Annotated in this window: 24 protein-coding genes; 9 read left to right on the top strand and 15 right to left on the bottom strand. The window is 41.2% G+C overall.

All coding sequences use genetic code 11. The features are described 5' to 3' along the window. Window positions 1–126 precede the first annotated feature (126 nt). From N0M92_RS24415 to N0M92_RS24400, 4 genes are all read right to left on the bottom strand, one after another. Window positions 127–633, bottom strand: coding sequence for an SEC-C metal-binding domain-containing protein (locus N0M92_RS24415; protein WP_260288245.1), 507 nt, complete (start codon window positions 631–633; stop codon window positions 127–129). Between the two features lie 194 nt (window positions 634–827). Continuing rightward, the gene (locus N0M92_RS24410; RefSeq protein ID WP_192207656.1) at window positions 828–1397 is read right to left on the bottom strand and encodes a nitroreductase family protein; all 570 of its coding nucleotides are present in this window, start codon (window positions 1395–1397) and stop codon (window positions 828–830) included. Window positions 1398–1408: 11 nt separating this feature from the next. After that, window positions 1409–2581, bottom strand: a complete 1173-nt coding sequence (locus tag N0M92_RS24405; RefSeq protein ID WP_260288244.1) for a toxic anion resistance protein — start codon at window positions 2579–2581, stop codon at window positions 1409–1411. Further along, window positions 2578–3234, bottom strand: coding sequence for a 5-bromo-4-chloroindolyl phosphate hydrolysis family protein (locus N0M92_RS24400; RefSeq protein WP_260288243.1), 657 nt, complete (start codon window positions 3232–3234; stop codon window positions 2578–2580). The genes N0M92_RS24405 and N0M92_RS24400 overlap by 4 nt, the downstream gene beginning before the upstream one ends. 249 nt (window positions 3235–3483) lie before the next feature. Between N0M92_RS24400 and N0M92_RS24395 the strand changes: the two genes are divergently transcribed. After that, window positions 3484–3921 carry a hypothetical protein gene (locus tag N0M92_RS24395; RefSeq protein WP_260288242.1) on the top strand — a complete coding sequence of 146 codons (438 nt, stop codon included), beginning with the start codon at window positions 3484–3486 and terminating at the stop codon, window positions 3919–3921. 195 nt (window positions 3922–4116) lie between these two features. Here the strand turns inward: N0M92_RS24395 and N0M92_RS29360 are convergent, their stop codons facing one another. Continuing rightward, window positions 4117–4173, bottom strand: coding sequence for a hypothetical protein (locus N0M92_RS29360; RefSeq protein WP_311202598.1), 57 nt, complete (start codon window positions 4171–4173; stop codon window positions 4117–4119). 276 nt (window positions 4174–4449) lie between these two features. Between N0M92_RS29360 and N0M92_RS24390 the strand changes: the two genes are divergently transcribed. The 7 genes from N0M92_RS24390 (at window position 4450) to N0M92_RS24360 (ending at window position 8174) form a co-directional block, all read left to right on the top strand. Further along, window positions 4450–4653 (top strand): DUF1657 domain-containing protein, encoded by a 204-nt coding sequence (locus N0M92_RS24390; protein WP_053344237.1) that lies wholly within the window; start codon window positions 4450–4452, stop codon window positions 4651–4653. An 83-nt stretch (window positions 4654–4736) separates the two neighbouring features. After that, the gene (locus N0M92_RS24385) at window positions 4737–5195 is read left to right on the top strand and encodes a YhcN/YlaJ family sporulation lipoprotein (RefSeq protein WP_260288264.1); all 459 of its coding nucleotides are present in this window, start codon (window positions 4737–4739) and stop codon (window positions 5193–5195) included. Window positions 5196–5218: 23 nt separating this feature from the next. Then, a complete protein-coding gene (gene spoVAC, locus N0M92_RS24380; protein WP_260288241.1) occupies window positions 5219–5698 on the top strand; it encodes a stage V sporulation protein AC in 480 nt (159 codons plus the stop codon). After that, a complete protein-coding gene (gene spoVAD, locus N0M92_RS24375; protein ID WP_260288240.1) occupies window positions 5698–6717 on the top strand; it encodes a stage V sporulation protein AD in 1020 nt (339 codons plus the stop codon). Before spoVAC ends, spoVAD begins: the two co-directional genes overlap by 1 nt. Further along, entirely contained in the window at window positions 6714–7064 is a 351-nt protein-coding gene (gene spoVAE / locus N0M92_RS24370) for a stage V sporulation protein AE (protein WP_260288239.1), read from the top strand. The genes spoVAD and spoVAE overlap by 4 nt, the downstream gene beginning before the upstream one ends. Before the next feature lie 12 nt (window positions 7065–7076). Then, on the top strand, window positions 7077–7283 hold the full coding sequence (locus N0M92_RS24365) for a DUF1657 domain-containing protein (RefSeq protein ID WP_260288238.1): 207 nt from the start codon (window positions 7077–7079) through the stop codon (window positions 7281–7283). A gap of 30 nt (window positions 7284–7313) precedes the next feature. Next, window positions 7314–8174, top strand: coding sequence for a DUF421 domain-containing protein (locus N0M92_RS24360; protein WP_260288237.1), 861 nt, complete (start codon window positions 7314–7316; stop codon window positions 8172–8174). On the opposite strand, the gene N0M92_RS24355 is transcribed toward N0M92_RS24360, so the two are convergent. Then, window positions 8175–8723: a YitT family protein gene (locus N0M92_RS24355; RefSeq protein ID WP_311202597.1), complete on the bottom strand. Its 549-nt coding sequence runs from the start codon at window positions 8721–8723 to the stop codon at window positions 8175–8177. Between the two features lie 423 nt (window positions 8724–9146). Then, entirely contained in the window at window positions 9147–10517 is a 1371-nt protein-coding gene (gene rlmD, locus N0M92_RS24350) for a 23S rRNA (uracil(1939)-C(5))-methyltransferase RlmD (RefSeq protein ID WP_260288236.1), read from the bottom strand. A 189-nt stretch (window positions 10518–10706) separates the two neighbouring features. Between rlmD and N0M92_RS24345 the strand changes: the two genes are divergently transcribed. Beyond that, complete coding sequence (locus tag N0M92_RS24345) at window positions 10707–10925, top strand: hypothetical protein (protein ID WP_076372766.1); 219 nt, start codon at window positions 10707–10709, stop codon at window positions 10923–10925. A 44-nt stretch (window positions 10926–10969) separates the two neighbouring features. On the opposite strand, the gene N0M92_RS24340 is transcribed toward N0M92_RS24345, so the two are convergent. From N0M92_RS24340 to gatA, 8 genes are all read right to left on the bottom strand, one after another. Continuing rightward, entirely contained in the window at window positions 10970–11545 is a 576-nt protein-coding gene (locus N0M92_RS24340) for a GNAT family N-acetyltransferase (protein ID WP_260288235.1), read from the bottom strand. A 62-nt stretch (window positions 11546–11607) separates the two neighbouring features. Continuing rightward, complete coding sequence (locus N0M92_RS24335; RefSeq protein ID WP_260288233.1) at window positions 11608–12522, bottom strand: diacylglycerol kinase; 915 nt, start codon at window positions 12520–12522, stop codon at window positions 11608–11610. A gap of 174 nt (window positions 12523–12696) precedes the next feature. Further along, on the bottom strand, window positions 12697–13620 hold the full coding sequence (locus tag N0M92_RS24330) for a hypothetical protein (RefSeq protein ID WP_260288232.1): 924 nt from the start codon (window positions 13618–13620) through the stop codon (window positions 12697–12699). Then, window positions 13617–14687: a hypothetical protein gene (locus tag N0M92_RS24325; protein WP_260288231.1), complete on the bottom strand. Its 1071-nt coding sequence runs from the start codon at window positions 14685–14687 to the stop codon at window positions 13617–13619. Before N0M92_RS24325 ends, N0M92_RS24330 begins: the two co-directional genes overlap by 4 nt. Further along, window positions 14680–15153 carry a hypothetical protein gene (locus N0M92_RS24320; RefSeq protein ID WP_260288230.1) on the bottom strand — a complete coding sequence of 158 codons (474 nt, stop codon included), beginning with the start codon at window positions 15151–15153 and terminating at the stop codon, window positions 14680–14682. The genes N0M92_RS24325 and N0M92_RS24320 overlap by 8 nt, the downstream gene beginning before the upstream one ends. Then, window positions 15150–15692 (bottom strand): RNA polymerase sigma factor, encoded by a 543-nt coding sequence (locus N0M92_RS24315; protein WP_260288229.1) that lies wholly within the window; start codon window positions 15690–15692, stop codon window positions 15150–15152. Before N0M92_RS24315 ends, N0M92_RS24320 begins: the two co-directional genes overlap by 4 nt. 166 nt (window positions 15693–15858) lie before the next feature. Next, on the bottom strand, window positions 15859–17286 hold the full coding sequence (gatB, locus tag N0M92_RS24310; protein WP_076372752.1) for an Asp-tRNA(Asn)/Glu-tRNA(Gln) amidotransferase subunit GatB: 1428 nt from the start codon (window positions 17284–17286) through the stop codon (window positions 15859–15861). A gap of 12 nt (window positions 17287–17298) precedes the next feature. Then, window positions 17299–18759 (bottom strand): Asp-tRNA(Asn)/Glu-tRNA(Gln) amidotransferase subunit GatA, encoded by a 1461-nt coding sequence (gene gatA, locus N0M92_RS24305; protein WP_230301323.1) that lies wholly within the window; start codon window positions 18757–18759, stop codon window positions 17299–17301. Window position 18760 lies beyond the last annotated feature (1 nt).

Here is an 18760-nt window from a genome sequence, read left to right as displayed (position 1 = left end):
GTTATTATCTGGTACTCTTATTATAGAACAAACGTTCGTAAAACGCCATATTTTTTTTATTCATTACTCAATTCTTTCCAAAATAAAAAAGAAGCGACCCCAATTCGAGTCAGCTTCCATGAGATGTTAAGCTGCGCCGCAGCATTTTTTGAATTTTTTCCCGCTTCCGCATGGGCATGGTTCGTTTCTGCCAATGACCGGCTCTGTATGAACATGCGGCATTTTAGCTGCCTTTGCACTTTCCATGATGATTTGCGTGCCTTTTTCCTTCATTTGCTGATACCGCTGTTTAAATAACTCCATAACATCTTTACTGTATTTTAACGTATCTTCCGCAATATCCATCGCCTTTTGCTTGGAAATATTATAATCCTCAAGGACAAATTGATTATCCCCGAAAGAAACCCTCACTCCAAAATGCTGTCCTGCCTGTTTATTTCCTTTAAGCTCCTCAACGAATTCAAGATATACTTCCTGGCAATCACAAGTCTGGTGCATACAATAATAATCATATATCCAATACGTTTTATCTTCGTACTTACTCTTTAAAGCAATTCCATCCTCCACGCCAAAAACATCCAAATATTTTATCGCTTTTCCATCAAGTATCTCAAATGGATCAATCGTTCTCATCTATAGACACATCCTAATTCATCAAAATTTATTCTTCCTCTGTATTGTACAACCTAATTCACCAATCGTCACTTGAAACGAAGCCTGTCGAATCCAAATCCCTTTCATCAAAATCAGATTTAAGGAATCCTTATTGAAGGCAAAAAAAAAGCTGCATCAGTGTGTATACACTGATGCAGCTTCCCCTCAACCCTTCATCCGATCCATGTGGTCAATTCATCAAACGGTGTTTTTTTGGCAGGTTTCGGCTCCATATCAGGATAACCCAAATATATGAAAGCCAATACTTCGCCTTTTGAGGATAAATTGAAAAATTCACGGACCTTTTCATGATAAGTTATTTTTCCCGTTCTCCATACCGCTCCCAGACCTAGGGAATGTGCAGCAAGAAGCATGTTCTGAATGGCACTGTTCACTGCTGCATATTCTTCTGCCACGAGGACATTATTCTTATCACTAGGCTCTATGCCCACTGCGATAATGACTGGAGCCCTTAATGGATTCTTTTTTTGCCTTTCCAGCTTGCTGATTAAACTTTCAGGGGTATCGTCAGCATTTTCAATTCTTGTGATTTCTTCGAATACCTCTCCAAGTTTATTTCTTCCTTCTCCTGTCATTACAAAAAAGCGCCAAGGCTCCGTTCGATGGTGATTAGGGGCATACGTTCCAGCTTCAATGATTTGCTCGATCATTTCCTTAGGTACCGGATCTTGCTTGACGATTCCAATGCTTCTTCTCGTTTTTATAGCCTCGATGGTTTCCATGTTATCTCCCCTTATCCCTTTATTTCCAATAGTTTCTGTTTCAGTTCATTTTCCATTGAAGCCAATTCCCGTTCGGCTTGTCGGCGTTTATGCCTTCCTTCTTCTTGAATCCGCATGGTTTCCTCAAGCGTGGAAATCAAGTTAGCTTGGGTATTCTTTAATGTTTCGATATCGACAAGTCCGCGCTCATTTTCTTTTGCCGTTTCAATGGTATTCGTTTTCAGCATCTCAGAGTTCTTCAATAACAAGTCATTTGTAGTTTTGGAAACCTGCTTTTGTGCTTCTACTGCATGCCTTTGCCTGATTAAGGTCAATGCAATCGCAACCTGATTTTTCCAAAGGGGGATGGCTGTCATGATCGAAGATTGTATTTTCTCGACCAGCGCCTGATTCGTGTTTTGGATCAGCCTGATTTGCGGTGCGCTTTGAATCGTAATTTCGCGACTCAATTTCAAATCATGAAGCCTTTTATCCAACCGTTCAGCAAATTGCAGCATATCATTGACTTCCTGGAACTTCATTTGATCATTGCTCGATTCAGCGGACTTCCTTAACTCCGGAATCGTTTTCCCATGGATTTCTTCGAGTTTAATTTCCCCGGCTGCAATATAGACATTCAATGCCTGGAAATAATCCTTATTCGTTTCATATAGCTTTTCAAGGATTACGATATCCGATAGCAGGATATTCTTGCTCCGCTCGAGTTTCACACTGATACGATCAATTTGGGCACCAGTTTTTTGATATTTGGATAGCACTTCCTGTACAGATCCCGAGAGCTTCCCGAACATACGCGCAAAGAAAGAGGGCTTATCCGGTTTTAGCTCATCCGGGCTCAGCTCGTTTAACTTTTTCATTAAATCACTGATAATGTTGCCCACTTCACCCACATCTTTTTTCTGAACATGCTCAAGCATGGAATTAGAAAAGGTCAGAAGCTTTGATTGGGCGGGTGTACCGTAGGATATCATCGCCTGATGATTCGTTGGGTCGATTTGTTCGGCAAGCTGATATGCCTTTGCCCTGTTCTCTTCAGGAATGACATCAATCAGTTTAACCGGTTTCGCTTCCTGGGAAGATACTTTCTCCAGCTCCTGCACCCCATCAAATGGATTGGCTAAAAGATCATCGATCAAACTGGCATTATTCGTTTTATTCAACAGGTTTGGATCATTGTTATTCATTTTAACCTCCTGCTTTCATCAATTACTTGTGACTCTTTTCTAGTTTCAATGGATTGCTTAGCAACATCCAATTCGAAGTTAAGGTGATCGATATCATCGGCAATCACTTTATATAAATCCTTTTCTATCGTATTAGTGAGTTCCTTTAAAGTTTTGCGAGTCTCTGTTAAGGAAAGTTCGAGTTCCCTATTCTTTTTTGGCTGCTGTGCTAAAAAAACATATTTCTCCGCAAGCTCCATGGCGGAATCCAGATGCGAGTAATAAAACTGTTCCGCCTGGTAAAATCGCTTCGGTTCTTTCTTTGTCAGACTATATATTTTTCTGATCATTTTAATCATATCCTTCCTCTGTTTAAAAGAAGAGATATGCCTGACCGAGATTAATGCTTTTTGAACCCGCCATATCTTCGATTTTGCTTCAAATAAATTTTTCTTAATATATTGATATTCTTTTCTCGTCAATTCATGTTTTTTGAGGAATCTTGATGAAAAATATACGGAACTTAGCCAGTATGCAAGCGCCCCTCCTGCTAAAGAAATGACAACGGATAAGGCAAACGGTTGATTCAATGCAAAATAGCTAATCATCCAAATCGGCAAAACCATTGGAAATGCAATCAATATCGGAACAAAATCAGCAAGAAATCGATTCATAATCATTACACTCCTGACTTACACTCTTTTCTATTATATACGGATTATCCCATGGATTGGTTTCAAGAAGGATTAAAAGAATTTCCCCTATCCTAAACGATATAGGAACCGGATGGTTTCTGCAAATTTATTGAAATTTTTTCTGTAAATTAACTCTTTTCCCCAGTATGGGCTAACGCCTAGTCACCTCATCGGAACTTACATAAGTTATAAAGTATCCATCCTGAATTTTAAAAAGGAGAGTTGACGATGAATTCATACGGATTTTACACTTTTCCACAACAAAATGGAAATCACCAGTACTTTGAGCCTAATTATAACCCATATTTCCAACAGCCTGAACGATTTGATTACATGCCACAGCAAGATTGGAACCTTCAGCAGGTTCAAGATAATTCATATAGCCAAGTGCCCGAACAGTTCGATGTTGAAAGGGAACCTCAACAACTTGAAAGAAGAGTCAGGGAACTTGAGCGGCAAAATGAGCGGCAAACGAGGGAACTCACTAGGCAAAACCAAGAAATCACACGGATGAATCGAGAAGTGGGCCGTGTTATCCAGGAAGTAACCAGGATAAGTCGAAATGATCAACGCCATACGAATAGGCTAAACCGACTAAACCAAAGACTTCGTGCCGTTGAAAGAAACTTAAACATTCCATTCAACGCAACAGAGGATGGCTTTTAATACAAAAAGCAGGCGCTCATTATGGGCCCTGCTTATTCTAACTTTTATCGGAAGGACTCGGTAATCAGTAATTCCAATAAATGAATTTAATCAAACGATTGATTAATTTTAAAGGACCACTAAACCCTTAGTGCATGAATGGCCGCCGAACTGCGAAGTCTCCTGCATGTCCATCTCGCTTAATCAGCCGCCACCCTATCCCCAGTGGCCGGCAATCGGATAGATGAGTGCCATCATCATTACAACAAAAATAAGATACGCCCGAAATTTAATCCGTTCCTTACATTAATCCAAAGTCAACGACGAAATAACAAAGCGTTCCGATTGTAATATCATCGAAAACCTTCATGAGAATGTTCACATTTCTCTTCGTACGAACGAACCCTTCTTCCAATAAGGCCCTTTCCATTAATCGAAAGTTTGATTAATGGAAAGAGGATATTAAATTACCTAGAGAAATTTGGAAGGTATATTAAATCATTTTTTCCTTAATCTAATAGGGCAGTTAAAAAACAAGGAGGTAACACCATGACAGTAATTAGTGATGTTAAGACGACTTTAGCTGGACTAAAAAGTGCTCAAGCAAGCTTCGAAACCTTTGCCCTTTCAACAGACAACGAGCAAGCAAAACAACTTTACCAACAAGCTGCTCAACAAACACAATCGATTGTTGACAGTGTTTCACCTCGTATTGATCAGATTGAGCAAGAAGAACCACAATATAAGCAATAAGAAATCATAAAAAAAGGTTGGTTGAGGCAACCAACCTTTTTTTATCTTTAATCCATCTATAAGGAGACGATCCCTTGCCATACATGCTAAACCGCTTCACTGCTTTCATATTAATCGTTTTGCTTATGACAGGATGTTCGGCAAATTCCAGTCAAACAGATATTAATAAGGACCGGGGCTTGAATATATCCAAAGTACATACTAGCAATCCAATTGACCAAACGGTTGCCAATCAAGCTAAAGATAAGCTAGTGAATCAGGACGAAGTCGCGGATGCAAAAGCCGTGAATTCCAATAAGGAACTCCTAGTTGCCATTAAAGTGGAAAACTTCGATCGCCTACGCTTAAAAAAGATTAAAAAGAAATCGCAAACAGAACTGGAAGACATGTTTCCTGATTATAAAATCCTGGTCTCAACAGATCAAAAGTTGTTTATAGAACTCGAGCACCTGGAGCAGAAACTTGAGAAAGACCATACTAAGCTGGACTCCTTAAATAGGGATTTCAAAAGGATCAAATCCTTATTGAATGAAAAAACGTAACAAATGAAAGAAGTGATACGAAAATGTCAAATAATAAAAAGAAAAAACTGACTCCTGTCCAACAGGAATATCAGCAACTTCAACACCAACTGGAAACCAAAAGGCCAATACTGCTGAATTGCGTAAAAGCATTTATGACCGGCGGTATAATTTGCCTGATCGGACAGGTCATTTCGAACTTTTATATCCATTACTTTGACTTCACGGACCAGACAGCTGGAAACCCAACTGCAGGCACATTAATTTTCATCGCCATGCTTCTCACCGGCTTTGGGGTGTATGACAGAATCGCCCAATTTAGCGGTGCTGGTTCTGCTGTGCCGCTTACGGGATTCGGGAATGCCATTATATCGGCGGCAATTGAACACCGTACGGAAGGTTTCGTGTTAGGAGTGGGCGGCAATATGTTCAAATTGGCTGGATCCGTTATCTTATTCGGTGTATTTTCCGCTTTTATCGTAGCAATGATAAAAACAATACTCATACAATGGGGTGGTTTATAATGCTTACGGGGCATCGCACATGGGTGTTTGATCAAAAGCCTGTCATCATCTCCACCGGAACCGTTGGTGGCCCATTTGAAGCAAACGGTTTGCTTGCTGATGATTTCGATCTACTTCATTCCGATTTATGGCTAAATCAAGATTCCTATGAAAAGGCTCACAAAATCCTCATAGAAGAAGCGAGTACAAAAGCAATAGAAAAGGCGGGTCTTCAGAAGGAACAAATCCAATTTTTCCTTGGAGGCGACCTTATCAATCAAATAACCCCTACGAGTTTTGCCTGTCGAACATTGGGAACACCTTATCTCGGCTTATTTGGAGCTTGCTCAACCTCGATGGAAGGACTGGCTATCGGAGCATACCTTGTCAACACCAAAGGGGCAGATTACTTATTGACAGGAGCATCAAGTCATAACGCCGCAGTTGAAAAGCAATTTCGCTACCCAACTGAATACGGTGGGCAAAAACCTCCAACAGCCCAATGGACCGTTACGGGGGCAGGCGTCGCATTATTAAGCAGTGCCGGGGATGGCCCAAGAGTCACTTCAGCCACAATCGGCAGGATAATTGACATGGGATTGACCGATCCTTTTAATATGGGAGGAGCTATGGCCCCAGCAGCTGTCGATACAATTGAGACCCATTTAAGAGAACGAAACATCGACCCCTCCTATTATGACTTAATAGTAACCGGAGATTTGGGAAAGATTGGTCATGAAGTTTCATTGGAAATATTTAAAAAACATGGGACTCCCATTAAGAAAGAGCAATATAAAGATTGCGGTTTAATGATTTACAAGGATGATCAACCGGTCCTATCTGGGGCAAGCGGACCTGGATGTTCCGCGACCGTTGTTTATGGTCATTTATTAAATCGCATGAAAAAGGGTGAAATAAAACGAATGCTCGTCGTGGCTACCGGTGCCTTGTTATCTCCCCTTTCCTTTCAACAAAATGAGACGATTCCATGCATTGCCCATGCCGTATCAATTGAATATGGCGGTGAACCACGATTATGATTTACTTTTGGGCTTTTGTCGTCGGGGGCTCTATTTGTGTAATTGGACAGATAATGTTTGATGTATTTAAACTCACGCCTGCCCATACTTTATGTACTTTCGTTGTTACGGGAGCAATTTTGGATGGTTTTGGATTATATGAACCTTTCATCGATTTTGCGGGTGCAGGAGCGACAGTGCCCATTACCAGTTTTGGAAATTCCCTTGTACACGGAGCGTTAGCCGAAGCTGAAAAACATGGCTTGATCGGTGTCGTTTCTGGCATGTTCGAAGTAACTAGTGCCGGGGTATCAGCTGCCATCATTTTTGGTATGATAGGCGCCATTATTTTTAGACCTAAAGGATAAGGAGGATGCTCTATGACGATAGCTTCTGATGTAAAACAATGTGTCTCTAGCCTAAAAGGAGTTGAGGCAGGCTTATCCAGCTTAGCACTCCGGACTCAAGATGATGAATCTAAACGCACCTTGCATGAAACGATGCTGGTGGTGAATGAAATAATGAAGGATGTACAAAAACGAGTGGGTGAGTTAGAACGGGAAGAACCACAATATAAAGGGTTTTAAATACCTAGGAATTGCAGGGGGTGCTAAGTAATGCCTGAATGGTTAGAAATCGTTTTACGGTCAGTATTTTTCTTAATTGTTCTTTTTTTAATCACAAAATGGTTAGGCAAAAAACAAATATCTCAGCTTTCCTTTTTTGAATACGTCACTGGCATAACCATCGGGAATGTTGGCGCAGAGTTAGCCACAAAGGTTGAAGGAAATATTGTTCATGGTGTACTTTCCATTCTCGTTTTTGCATTTGCTCCTTTCATTGCAGGATTACTTTCCATGAAAAGCAAAATTGTTCGTGATTTAGTCGAAGGGAAAGCAACAATTTTTATTAAAGATGGAAAAGTCATGGAGGCCAATTTAAAAAAGGAAAAGTATACAACCGATGAATTATTGTGGTTACTCCGAAGTAAGGATGTCTTTGATATATCAACAGTCGAGTTTGCCTTATTAGAGGCTAACGGTGATTTTTCCGTACTGTTAAAGAAAGAAGACCAACCTCTAACAGCAAAAGATTTAAAAATGACAGTTGCTGCAGTCAAGGAGAATCAGACTGTCATTATGGATGGAGAAATCCTTGATGAACCACTTTCCACGATTGGCCTAAACCGAAATTGGCTGAATACCGAATTGGATAAGCAAGGCGTAACCATCGAGAATGTCTTTCTTGGACAAGCAAACTCTAATGGAGAATTATTCGTGGACCTTTTTGATGATAAAATTAAAGTGCCATCTCCTCAAGAAAAACCTTTAATGCTCGCAACCATGAAAAAATGCCAAGCAGACTTAGAATTATTTGCCCTTGGAACTGAATCAAACGAAGCTAAAGAGATGTATAACAAAAATAGCGAAAAACTGCAAAAGGCAATAAATGACGTAGCCCATATCTTAAGAAACTGATTAACGTATTGATTTCCTCACTTTCATAAGAGAAGTGATCAGCCCAATGGTGAAGATCGTCACACATGAAAAAAGGAAAATTTCTATACCTAAGGTGAAGGCGGCAGCGGAAATGATTAACGTATCTATGAGGATAATGGCCAAGGCAATGTCTATAGAGGTAGATCTAGAAATGATTTTGGCTAACATATCCGTTCCCCCGCTGCTTGTCTCATATCGAAGCATGAGACCTATCCCCATCCCTATGATGGCACCGCCAATCAAAGAACTTGTTAGTATCGACATGGAAAAGACTTTTTTCAATGGATTAAGCCAATCCATAAAAAGGGATGTCAGAAGCAATCCGTGAACACTGCTATAGAAAAAAGACCGTTCATAGGACCAGGCATATAAAAATATGGGAATACTGAGGATCAACATGGATAGCCCTGTTTTAAACCCAAAAAAATAATGAAGGATGAGTGCAATCCCGACAACGCCGCCATCTATTAAATGGTGCGGAACTAAAAAGCCATTGATTCCGATGCCTACCAAAAAGCTACCAACAATTACAGCAAACGCTTTTTGAAAATTAATAAAATCACCTGCCTACATTTATATATCCTTACTATATGTCCAAGTCAGAGCGTCAAGAATATCCATTCAAAAAAAAAAATCCCCCTCCTTTCACTTCAATCGAAAAAGGGTCCGGAGGGGTTCGGAACACATCTCTTTATAACATGATGTTCCCGGACCATCTGCCCCAAAGCAACACCTTCAACTTCTCAGGGTATGGTTTCTATCTATAAATGTTAAAACAAAGTGGATTTTTGCAGGTATGAGAGACTCCTGCTTAGAAAACGCGAGTGGAGAGACCCCAGGAGGCTCCCTGATTGCCCGCGGAAAGCGAGTTTCTTGAGCGGAAATCAACGTTCAAATTGTACAAGCCAATAAAACTGTAGGGCCCGGTCATTTAGACCGGGCCCCATTCCATCACTTCAATTCTAATAACACTACATTTTCAACATGCGTCGTCATTGGGAACATATCGACAGGCTGGATATCAACTGCTTTATATCCGCCCTCTTCCAAAATATGAAGATCACGCGCCAGAGTGCCTGGGTTGCATGATACGTATACGACTTTATTTGGCTTCATCTCGATGATCGTATTCAGTAAGGACTCTTCACAGCCTTTGCGAGGAGGATCCACAACGATGACATCTGCAGTGTTGCCCTTTTGATACCATTCAGCAATAACGTTACCTGCATCGCCAACCATGAATTCTGCATTTGAGATATCATTCAATTCAGCGTTGCGGCGTGCGTCTTCTATCGCTTCTTCGACCACTTCGACACCGATTACTTTTTTCGCTTTTTTAGCTAAAAATAAAGAGATGGTTCCAATGCCGCAATAGGCATCAATCACCGTTTCTTCACCAGTCAGCCCTGCATAGTCAAGAGCTTTATCATAAAGGACTTTCGTTTGGTCCGGATTGATTTGGTAGAATGATTTTGCTGATATCGCAAATTTCACATCACCGATCATATCATGGATCACTTCGTCGCCCCATAGTACAGTCATTTTATCGCCTAAAATCACATTCGTTTTCTTGGAATTCACGTTTTGAACGATGGATTTCACTTGAGGAAGACGTTCAACGATTTCCTTCACGATTGTTTCGATGAAAGGAATACTTTTCGTTCTTGTAACGAGAACGATCATTAATTCACCTGTTTGCTTGCCATAACGGGCCATGATGTGCCGTAATACACCTTTATGTGCCTCTTCATTGTAAGCAGGGATACCAAGTTTACTGAAAATCTCTTTAACAACTTGAACGGCTTCATTGATCATTTCATTTTGGATAATGCTTTCTTTCGTTTCAACAATTTCATGTGTCCGCGGTTTGAAGAACCCTGCTATTAGCTCGCCATCCTTTTCACCAACAGGCACTTGCGCCTTATTACGATAATGGGTCGGGTTCTCCATCCCGATGATCGGGTGAACCTTCACATCCTCAAGTTTCCCGATGCGTGTCATCACTTCACGCACTTGCCTTTCCTTGAATTTCAACTGTCCTTCATAGCTCATATGCTGCAGCTGACAACCACCGTATTTATGGTAATCTTCAGTCGTGACCTCAACCCGGTAAGGACTGTTTTCGATAATCTCCATCAAGCGTCCGAAGCCATAACCTTTATTGGCCTTCATCACTTTAATTTTTGCTTTTTCACCTGGAAGGGCGCTCTGAACAAAGATCGGGTAGCCATCGACTTTAGCGACGCCAGCTCCTTCATGTGTTAAATCTTCAAATAAAACCTCTATAATATCATTTTTAGCAACCGGTGCTGTTTTTTTCATATCATCTTCTCTTTTCTTTTTTATGCTAGCCTGTATTTTACCACAATTGAGGCCTTGCCACAAAACCACTCACCAATTCGCCCTGGTTTTCATAAAAATATAGTGGAAGGAATTACGGATTTTTCATAGTTCCATGAATAAAAGTTCATTTAAAAATGAAAAATAAGGAAAAACAGATGAGGTGAGGAAATGGGTTTATTTAACTCTATATCAGCCTGGAATGCTACAAGGCTAGAAAAACACCGAGCAAGTATGGAGGAAAAAGGCCTCTGTCCGGATTGTTACGGACGTGGATACAGCTCCTTCGTACCTACGGAATATCATTTTTCCGATATACACGACTGTCCCGGCTGTAATGGCACCGGAGTTTACTCTGATTGGGCAGCCATGAACGGGCAACAAATGTAATCGCATTCAGTGCCAGATTTCAAATGACTAAAAAGGACCCCCTGTTAAACAGGGGGTTCTTCTATTTTCTTCACCATATAGCGAAATTCATGGCCGCTAATAGAAATGGTCTTCATTTCCCTATATCCTAATCTGCTATAGAGACGATTCGCCGCTTCATTTTCATTTTCAACGACTAAAGAAATTCTTGGATATCCCTTCTGTTTAGCGTATCCCTCTACATATTGAATCAGCGCACTACCAATTCCTTTTCCTTGAAAATTCGGGTCAACGGACACAGTATCCAAATAAAAGTCCCTCATTTCCGCTTCCTTATCGAGCGTAACGCTAGGGTCTTTCATTTTCATCCTTAATTGTCTCACTATCGGTTCATCCAAGCTTTCGGCATCCTTGCCATGGTAAGCAATGATCAATCCTGATACTTGTCCATCATGTTCACTGACAAGCGTATTTTCATAACTGATCCGATTCCCACTTTTCCTGAACAAATCGGCAAGAACGGAAAGTATTCTTTCTTCTTCCGTTTCGCCTGTCAAAACCTCTGCAATTTCCTTAATCGCTAACCGGGTCAATACGGCTGCCTTGTCCGCATCTTCCGGTGTCGCTTTCCTGATATACATGTTTGCGATTCTCCTTGCTTTATTAAACTGAAAAGGCCACCAGATTCAGTGGCCCTTTCACTCTATTTATTTGCCGGATCATCCGGCAATATTCCTTGCGGGATGAATACATCAAAATGGCGGTACTGATTTACGAATTCAGCTGGGGCCATCCCGCCAAATTCCCCATCCAAATTAAGCATCATATCCTTTTTGGCATGTACTTTAATTCGGTTGGCTTTTTCATAAATGACATTCTTATCATGGATATGCTCACCGCGCATTGCCAAAGTCGCGACACGGACAATATCAGCGAGGTTTGCCTTTTTCAAAATAAGCAACGTGAACATCCCATCATTCAAAGAGGCGTCAGGAGCCAGTTTCTCGAAGCCGCCGACCGAATTTGTGTTAGCCACCAAGAAAAGCATGATCTCTCCTTCAAAAATCTTTCCATCATATTCAATAGAAACTTCCGTCGGCTTAATTGAAGGAAGCATTTCAATTCCTTTAATATAGTACGCTAGCTGACCAAGCATGGTTTTCAGCTTGATCGGCACGTCGTAGGTCAATTCGGTCAATCTGCCTCCGCCAGCAATATTGATGAAATACCTATCATTCATTTTTCCAATATCGACTGGCATCGTATGCCCACTGGCAATAATTTCCGCCGCCCCTTCGATCGTCTTCGGTAAATGCAGCGCCCGCGCGAAATCATTAGTCGTTCCCGTCGGAATGATTCCTAGTTTCGGACGTTTCTCTGCAGTGGCCAGTCCATTAACAACCTCATAAATCGTACCGTCGCCCCCTGCTGCAATAACTATATCATAGCCGCGTTCAATCGCTATCTTAGCCGCTTTCGTCGCATCCCCAGCGCCGGTCGTCGCATGTGCAGAAGCTTCATAACCAGCTTCTTCAAGTTTTGCTAGCACACCTGGCAGGCTCCTCTTAATGGCTTCCCGGCCCGAAGTCGGGTTGTAAATCAACCTTGCTCTTTTCATTTCCCATCATCCTTATACATATTGATTCCATAATTTACATCTTAATCCTTCGTTACATGAAAAGCAATATTCGAAAAAAGAGGACCGTATTTCGGTCCATATCTTTTGCATTTTACTAGAAATCGTATCAGGGAAATTATAATGCTTTTTACAATTTTATTCTAGTAAATGATTTCATGGATATTGAACATTCACGTTAAATGTATCGGTAACCGTTAAAGTATGTTTCCCTTTACCCATATTGAGTATCCCATTCTTTTTTACAATGCCTTCTTCACTTGTTTCTTTCACTTCAGTCATCTTCCAGCCATTCTTTGGACCTTCAAGTTCCTCGACCCCTCTAGCATCTATCTTGATATCACTATTATCCTGAAGGAATACACTTAGATTTCCGCTATCCTTCACACTCCAGTCATTCAAGAGTTTTCTAGGCTTCAAGACAAGATCGGTACTTTGTCCGTCTATCTCCACTGCCAACTCAGCAGGGATTATAAGAGTTGCCTTAAGATTCTTTGCACCACTGTCCAAAAGTCCATTTTGAATCGGCAAATCCTTGAAGCTAATATAAAGCGTATCACCACTTCTCTCAACGAGTAAATAATCTTCCGACTTCTTCAACAACGTATCAGCATCTTTCATTACCCGCTCACCATATGTTCCAAAAACGGAAACTTTTCCGTCATTACCACTTTCAATAGTCAATGGGTATGTACCAGAGTCCAGGACAACTCTCTGTATGCCTTTCCCTGCGTTTTGATTGAAACCAGGCAAATTGACCGTTTTCTCTTCACTATTCACGGCAGCCCTGACTTGATCCATCAATCCGCTTGATGTTAGCAGAATTAAAACTATTCCCGTCGTTCCAAGCAATCCCACGAAAAGAATGCTAAGAATATCATACTTTACAAAAGAACTTTCTTTTCTCGAAAAATAAATATAAAGTAGAATCTCTCCACCCAAGATAATGAACAGCAACGGCCACCATGATAGCAGAATCGTCGTCAAATTCATATCCGCAATTTGAGAAACCAGTAAAACCAAACCCAAACCAACCAGGGAGATCCCCATTGAAATCGTTCCGACTCTCCATGTTCTCATTTTGTCTCCTCCTTGGCTCTCCCTTTTTTACTTCCCGACAGCAATTTGATTCCCCCGCCTATAAGAAGGATACATACAAGACCTTTTTGAAAATAATCTCTAAACCAGTATTCCAAGTTGCTTCCAATCCATTCATCTAAATGAGGAGCAATGGCCGGGACAATAATATTACTGGCCAAGAAGTAAATTCCAAGTCCCACCAACCCCAATCCTACCCATTTTTGATGATTGACCATTCCAGAAATGATGGGTGTATCTTCTACTGGACCCTCTTCCATTTTTGAGGCTTTTTGTAATCCATCAAAAAAACTATAAAACCAGATAATCGGAATAAGGAAAAAGAAGAAGCCTAACCGGAGTAAATCCAGTATATAAATGGCGAATAAAAAGCCGGCCATCAATTGTATCCCACGTTTTTGCAGCCCCAAATATAAGTGACCTGCACCAGGGAAAATAGCGAATAAAGTCGCGACCGATTTACTCTTCTTCCCGGATTCCCGCCTCTCCTCGAAATCTTCCAAAACGGTCCGATCGATAAGCTCCTCGCCCCTTTGCTTTTTATTCAGCTGTTGAACAGAATCAAAAAAGCTGTAAATCCAGATAACAGGCAATAGTGCCATGAAAATTAACAGACCTTCCATTTGTGTCATCACACTGATGAATATCACCATGATGCCAAGGCCTAAAAAGCCTATGAGAAAAATAAGCCCACGATTCATGAGGCCCAGCTGAAAATGCCCTAACCCAGGAACGAATGATAGGATGATTACATAAAATCTTTCCGTTTCCGGCTGACCTGCCATTCCCCCTACATCCTCTTCACTTTTAGGATTCCTCAGTGAGGTGACCACCAGATCAAATATACTGATGAAATAAAACACCATTCCAATAATGGAAAAAGCCAGAAACGCATCCGAATGACTGATCAACGAAAGAAGAAGACCACCAAGCCCCAATCCAGCCGTGGCAAGAAAATAAAATAACCCTTTATATTTCTTTCCTAGGTAAAAATGTCCGAAACCTGGCAGAAAAGATAATAAAAAAGCTAAAACCGGACTTTTATTCATTTCTAAACCCCTCCTTATTTTTCTTTTCGATAGTTTCCATCCAATTAAATGTTTTATCAATAAGTCCATCGGTTAAGGACTGCGTTTCCTTTTCACTGCTTGATTCCACAGAATCCATGTATTCTGTCAATGATTGAAATACTCCGCCTGCCATCAATAAGATCGTAAACCCGGCAGCAATCAGGTAATGTCTTGTTATCGTCCGAAGTGATTTCTCTTTTCGGTGTTGCTTTTCCCCTTCAACAGAACCAACTTTCAATCGGCTAATCGAGTCCATGACAGGACCTGCAATATCAATATCAAATCCTTCAATGCCCTGACTGATTTCTTCTATTTCCATCGCTTCCATATAGGCGGACAAACACTTGTCACAGGAGTATAGATGATTTTCATATTCAATTTTTAGAGCCTCTGGTATTTTATCTGCCAAATATGCAACCCATTCTGCTTCAGGAACATGATTCATGAAAAATCCTCCTCTTTCCAATGTTTTCTCATCCAATTTCTTGCCCGATATAGCTTTACCTCCACAGATTTCACTTGAATCTGCTGTTCCTCTGCAATTTGCTTGAATGTCTTTTCCTTTATGTAATAGCCATATACAACATCCCGATATCCCTCTGGAAGGTCATTCAGCTTCCGTAAAACTTGCTTTCGCCTTTCATTCCGAAAAAATACTGCCTCGACATCATCAGTTAAGCCTAAATTTGCTTCCGATGAATGTTCGTCCTGCAATTCTTCCTTTTGGCGTTCCCTCTTTCTTTTTAGATCGATTGCATGATTGACCGCAATTCGGGTAATCCAAGTTTTGAAACCTTGGTTCTTATATTGAGGAAGAGAAGTGTAGATTTTGATAAAGACTTCCTGAGTAACATCTTCTGCATCTTTTTGATTCCGCAAGACTGAATAGACAGTTCTATAAACCGTCTGTTTATAAGTTTCGATCAACATTCGGAATGCATGCTCATTCCCAGCCCTAACCTTCTCAACTAACTCATCCGTCACTTCTCTTCCTCCTTTCCTGTTAAACATTCATGTAATAGACGACACAAAAAGGAGTCACCCTACAGATAACTCAAAAAAAAATCAAAAATTTTTTTATGCCTTTCACAGTGAACCCTTTTCTTAACCAAGAGAAAACCGTACCACTTTAAAAGTGATACGGTCATAATTAACGTTTATTGATTTCTTCCACCAAAATTTTATTAACAAGCTGTGGATTGGCTTGTCCTTTTGTCGCTTTCATGATTTGCCCGACTAGGAAGCCGATTGCTTTTTGTTTACCGGCCTTAAAGTCTTCAATAGATTGCGGGTTATTATTCAATGCTTCTTCAACGGCTGTACGCAATGCGCCTTCATCGGAAATTTGGACTAGTCCCTTCTCCTTGACGATCGTTTCAGCATCTCCGCCGTTTTCAATCAATTCTTTGAAAACTTTTTTAGCGATTTTAGAAGAAATCGTGCCATCTTCAATCAGCTTGATCATTCCAGCCAACGATTCAGCAGTCAATTTGACATCATGCAGCTCTTTACCTTCTGCATTCAAGAAAGCGGAAACCTCACCCATGATCCAGTTAGATGCTAGTTTCGCATCCGCGCCTGAAGCGACTGTCGCTTCAAAGAAATCGGCACTTTCTTTCGTTACCGTTAAAACGGCTGCATCATATTCCGGTAAGCCGAACTCTTCGACATAACGTTTTTTCCGGGCATCCGGAAGTTCCGGGATCTCGGCAGCGATACGTGCTTTCCATTCTTCATCGATATGGATTGTCAATAAGTCCGGTTCCGGGAAGTAACGGTAATCATCGGAGCCTTCCTTAATTCGCATTAATACCGTTCTGCCTGTAGCTTCGTCGAACCGGCGAGTTTCCTGTTCGATTATGCCGCCTTCATTCAAGATTTCCGCTTGTCGGATTTCCTCATGCTCCAATCCTTTGCGAACGAAGTTGAATGAGTTCAAGTTTTTCAATTCGGTTTTCGTACCGAATTCCTTTTGCCCGACAGGTTTCAAGGAAATGTTTGCATCACAGCGAAGTGAGCCTTCTTCCATTTTACAATCGGAAACGCCGGTGTATTGAATGATCGATTTCAACTTTTCCAGATAAGCATAAGCCTCTTCCGGGGAAGTGATATCCGGTTCAGATACGATTTCAACAAGTGGCGTACCTTGGCGGTTATAATCACAAAGTGAATAGTTCCCTTTATGTGTCAGCTTTCCAGCATCCTCTTCCATATGAATGCGGGTAATGCCAATTTTCTTTTTCTTGCCGCCCACTTCGATCTCAATCCAACCATGCTCACCGATCGGCTGATCGAACTGTGAAATTTGGTATGCTTTAGGATTGTCCGGGTAAAAATAGTTTTTCCGGTCAAATTTCGTAATTTCCGCCACTTCGCAATTCAGGGCAATTGCAGCCTTCATTGCAAAATCAACAGCCTTTTTATTGACGACAGGCAATACACCTGGGTAACCTAGGTCGATTACAGTCGTGTTACTATTTGGAGCGGCACCAAAATGGTTTGGGCTCGCCGAGAAAATTTTAGAATCCGTTTTTAATTCTACGTGTACTTCTAGACCAATCACCGTTTCAAAGTCCATTTTTTTCACCCCTTACAGCTTAGGAAATTGTTTATGAAAATCTGTTGCTTGCTCAAATGCGTGAGCCGCGCGGTAAATCGTACTTTCATCAAAATGCTTTCCAATCATTTGCAGTCCAAGCGGAAGCCCATTCGCTGCGAATCCACATGGCACGGATATACCCGGTACACCAGCAAGGTTGACTGGAATCGTCAAGATATCATTGGCATACATCGTTAATGGATCGTCGACTTTCTCACCAATTTTAAATGCAGGCGTAGGTGTAGTCGGCCCAACGATGACATCGTATTTTTCAAAAACATCTTCAAAGTCTTTTTTGATTAACGTACGCACTTTTTGAGCCTTTTTATAATAAGCATCATAATAACCGGAACTTAAGGAGAATGTTCCAAGCATGATACGGCGTTTCACTTCGTCACCGAATCCTTCTGCACGGGTTTGCTTATACATTTCTATAAGAGTTTCTGCATTATCTGTACGATGCCCGTAACGCACTCCGTCAAAACGTGAAAGGTTAGCCGAAGCTTCAGATGAAGAAAGTAGATAATAGGCAGCTAAGGCATATTTGGAATGCGGCAAGGATACCTCTTCCCACTCAGCTCCAAGCCCCTCTAATACTTTTAACGCTTCAAGTACGGAATTACGTGCCTCTTCGCCAACGCCTTCACCAAGATATTCTTTAGGCACGGCTATTTTCAATCCTCTAACATCGCCTGTTAATGAATTCACAAAACTCGGCACGTCAACATTTGCAGAGGTCGAATCCATTGGATCTACACCTGAAATCGCTTCAAGCAAATAAGCGTTATCTTCAACCGTTCTTGTGACCGGCCCAATTTGGTCCAATGAGGATGCAAAAGCTACAAGTCCGAAGCGGGAAACCCGTCCATATGTAGGTTTTAAGCCGACAACTCCACAATATGCAGCTGGTTGGCGGATTGAACCACCCGTATCGGAACCTAAAGAGAATAGGACTTCACCGGAAGCGACAGATGCAGCTGATCCACCCGAAGAACCTCCTGGCACATATTCCGTGTTCCATGGGTTGCGTGTTGCTTGAAATGCGGAGTTCTCATTAGATGAACCCATCGCAAACTCATCCATATTCAATTTTCCGATCGTAACCGTTTCTGCTTTTTGCAGTTTTTGGACAACGGTTGCATCATAGATTGGATCAAAGTTCTCCAAAATTTTGCTCGCACAAGTCGTACGCAAATTTTTAGTGACAATATTATCCTTCACTCCGATTGGCATACCAAATAAAGCGCCTTCGTTCTCGCCTTTTACCAATTGATCATCCAATCGTTTTGCTTGACTGCGGGCATTTTCTTCATCAAGTGTCAAAAATGCCTTCACCTTGTCCTCTACCTGTCCGATCCGCTTATACGATTCGTTAACAAGATCAGTGACACTTATCTCTTTCTTATGTAAGCGTTCATGAAGCTCAGAAACCTTTTGTTCGAACAACGACATC

It is taken from the genome of Peribacillus aracenensis (genome assembly GCF_025175645.1).
Classification (GTDB): Bacteria; Bacillota; Bacilli; order Bacillales; family DSM-1321; genus Peribacillus; species Peribacillus aracenensis.
The sequence above is the reverse complement of the archived record's forward strand: the minus strand, read 5'-3'. Positions and strand labels throughout refer to the sequence as shown.

Excerpts from the sequence above, each read along its gene's own strand:
- N0M92_RS24415 (WP_260288245.1), bottom strand. The coding sequence starts at position 633 with ATGAGAACGATTGATCCATTTGAGATACTTGATGGAAAAGCGATAAAA.
- N0M92_RS24410 (WP_192207656.1), bottom strand. The coding sequence starts at position 1,397 with ATGGAAACCATCGAGGCTATAAAAACGAGAAGAAGCATTGGAATCGTC.
- N0M92_RS24405 (WP_260288244.1), bottom strand. The coding sequence starts at position 2,581 with ATGAATAACAATGATCCAAACCTGTTGAATAAAACGAATAATGCCAGT.
- N0M92_RS24400 (WP_260288243.1), bottom strand. The coding sequence starts at position 3,234 with ATGAATCGATTTCTTGCTGATTTTGTTCCGATATTGATTGCATTTCCA.
- N0M92_RS24395 (WP_260288242.1), top strand. The coding sequence starts at position 3,484 with ATGAATTCATACGGATTTTACACTTTTCCACAACAAAATGGAAATCAC.
- N0M92_RS24390 (WP_053344237.1), top strand. The coding sequence starts at position 4,450 with ATGACAGTAATTAGTGATGTTAAGACGACTTTAGCTGGACTAAAAAGT.
- N0M92_RS24385 (WP_260288264.1), top strand. The coding sequence starts at position 4,737 with ATGCTAAACCGCTTCACTGCTTTCATATTAATCGTTTTGCTTATGACA.
- spoVAC (WP_260288241.1), top strand. The coding sequence starts at position 5,219 with ATGTCAAATAATAAAAAGAAAAAACTGACTCCTGTCCAACAGGAATAT.
- spoVAD (WP_260288240.1), top strand. The coding sequence starts at position 5,698 with ATGCTTACGGGGCATCGCACATGGGTGTTTGATCAAAAGCCTGTCATC.
- spoVAE (WP_260288239.1), top strand. The coding sequence starts at position 6,714 with ATGATTTACTTTTGGGCTTTTGTCGTCGGGGGCTCTATTTGTGTAATT.
- N0M92_RS24365 (WP_260288238.1), top strand. The coding sequence starts at position 7,077 with ATGACGATAGCTTCTGATGTAAAACAATGTGTCTCTAGCCTAAAAGGA.
- N0M92_RS24360 (WP_260288237.1), top strand. The coding sequence starts at position 7,314 with ATGCCTGAATGGTTAGAAATCGTTTTACGGTCAGTATTTTTCTTAATT.
- rlmD (WP_260288236.1), bottom strand. The coding sequence starts at position 10,517 with ATGAAAAAAACAGCACCGGTTGCTAAAAATGATATTATAGAGGTTTTA.
- N0M92_RS24345 (WP_076372766.1), top strand. The coding sequence starts at position 10,707 with ATGGGTTTATTTAACTCTATATCAGCCTGGAATGCTACAAGGCTAGAA.
- N0M92_RS24340 (WP_260288235.1), bottom strand. The coding sequence starts at position 11,545 with ATGTATATCAGGAAAGCGACACCGGAAGATGCGGACAAGGCAGCCGTA.
- N0M92_RS24335 (WP_260288233.1), bottom strand. The coding sequence starts at position 12,522 with ATGAAAAGAGCAAGGTTGATTTACAACCCGACTTCGGGCCGGGAAGCC.
- N0M92_RS24330 (WP_260288232.1), bottom strand. The coding sequence starts at position 13,620 with ATGAGAACATGGAGAGTCGGAACGATTTCAATGGGGATCTCCCTGGTT.
- N0M92_RS24325 (WP_260288231.1), bottom strand. The coding sequence starts at position 14,687 with ATGAATAAAAGTCCGGTTTTAGCTTTTTTATTATCTTTTCTGCCAGGT.
- N0M92_RS24320 (WP_260288230.1), bottom strand. The coding sequence starts at position 15,153 with ATGAATCATGTTCCTGAAGCAGAATGGGTTGCATATTTGGCAGATAAA.
- gatB (WP_076372752.1), bottom strand. The coding sequence starts at position 17,286 with ATGGACTTTGAAACGGTGATTGGTCTAGAAGTACACGTAGAATTAAAA.
- gatA (WP_230301323.1), bottom strand. The coding sequence starts at position 18,759 with ATGTCGTTGTTCGAACAAAAGGTTTCTGAGCTTCATGAACGCTTACAT.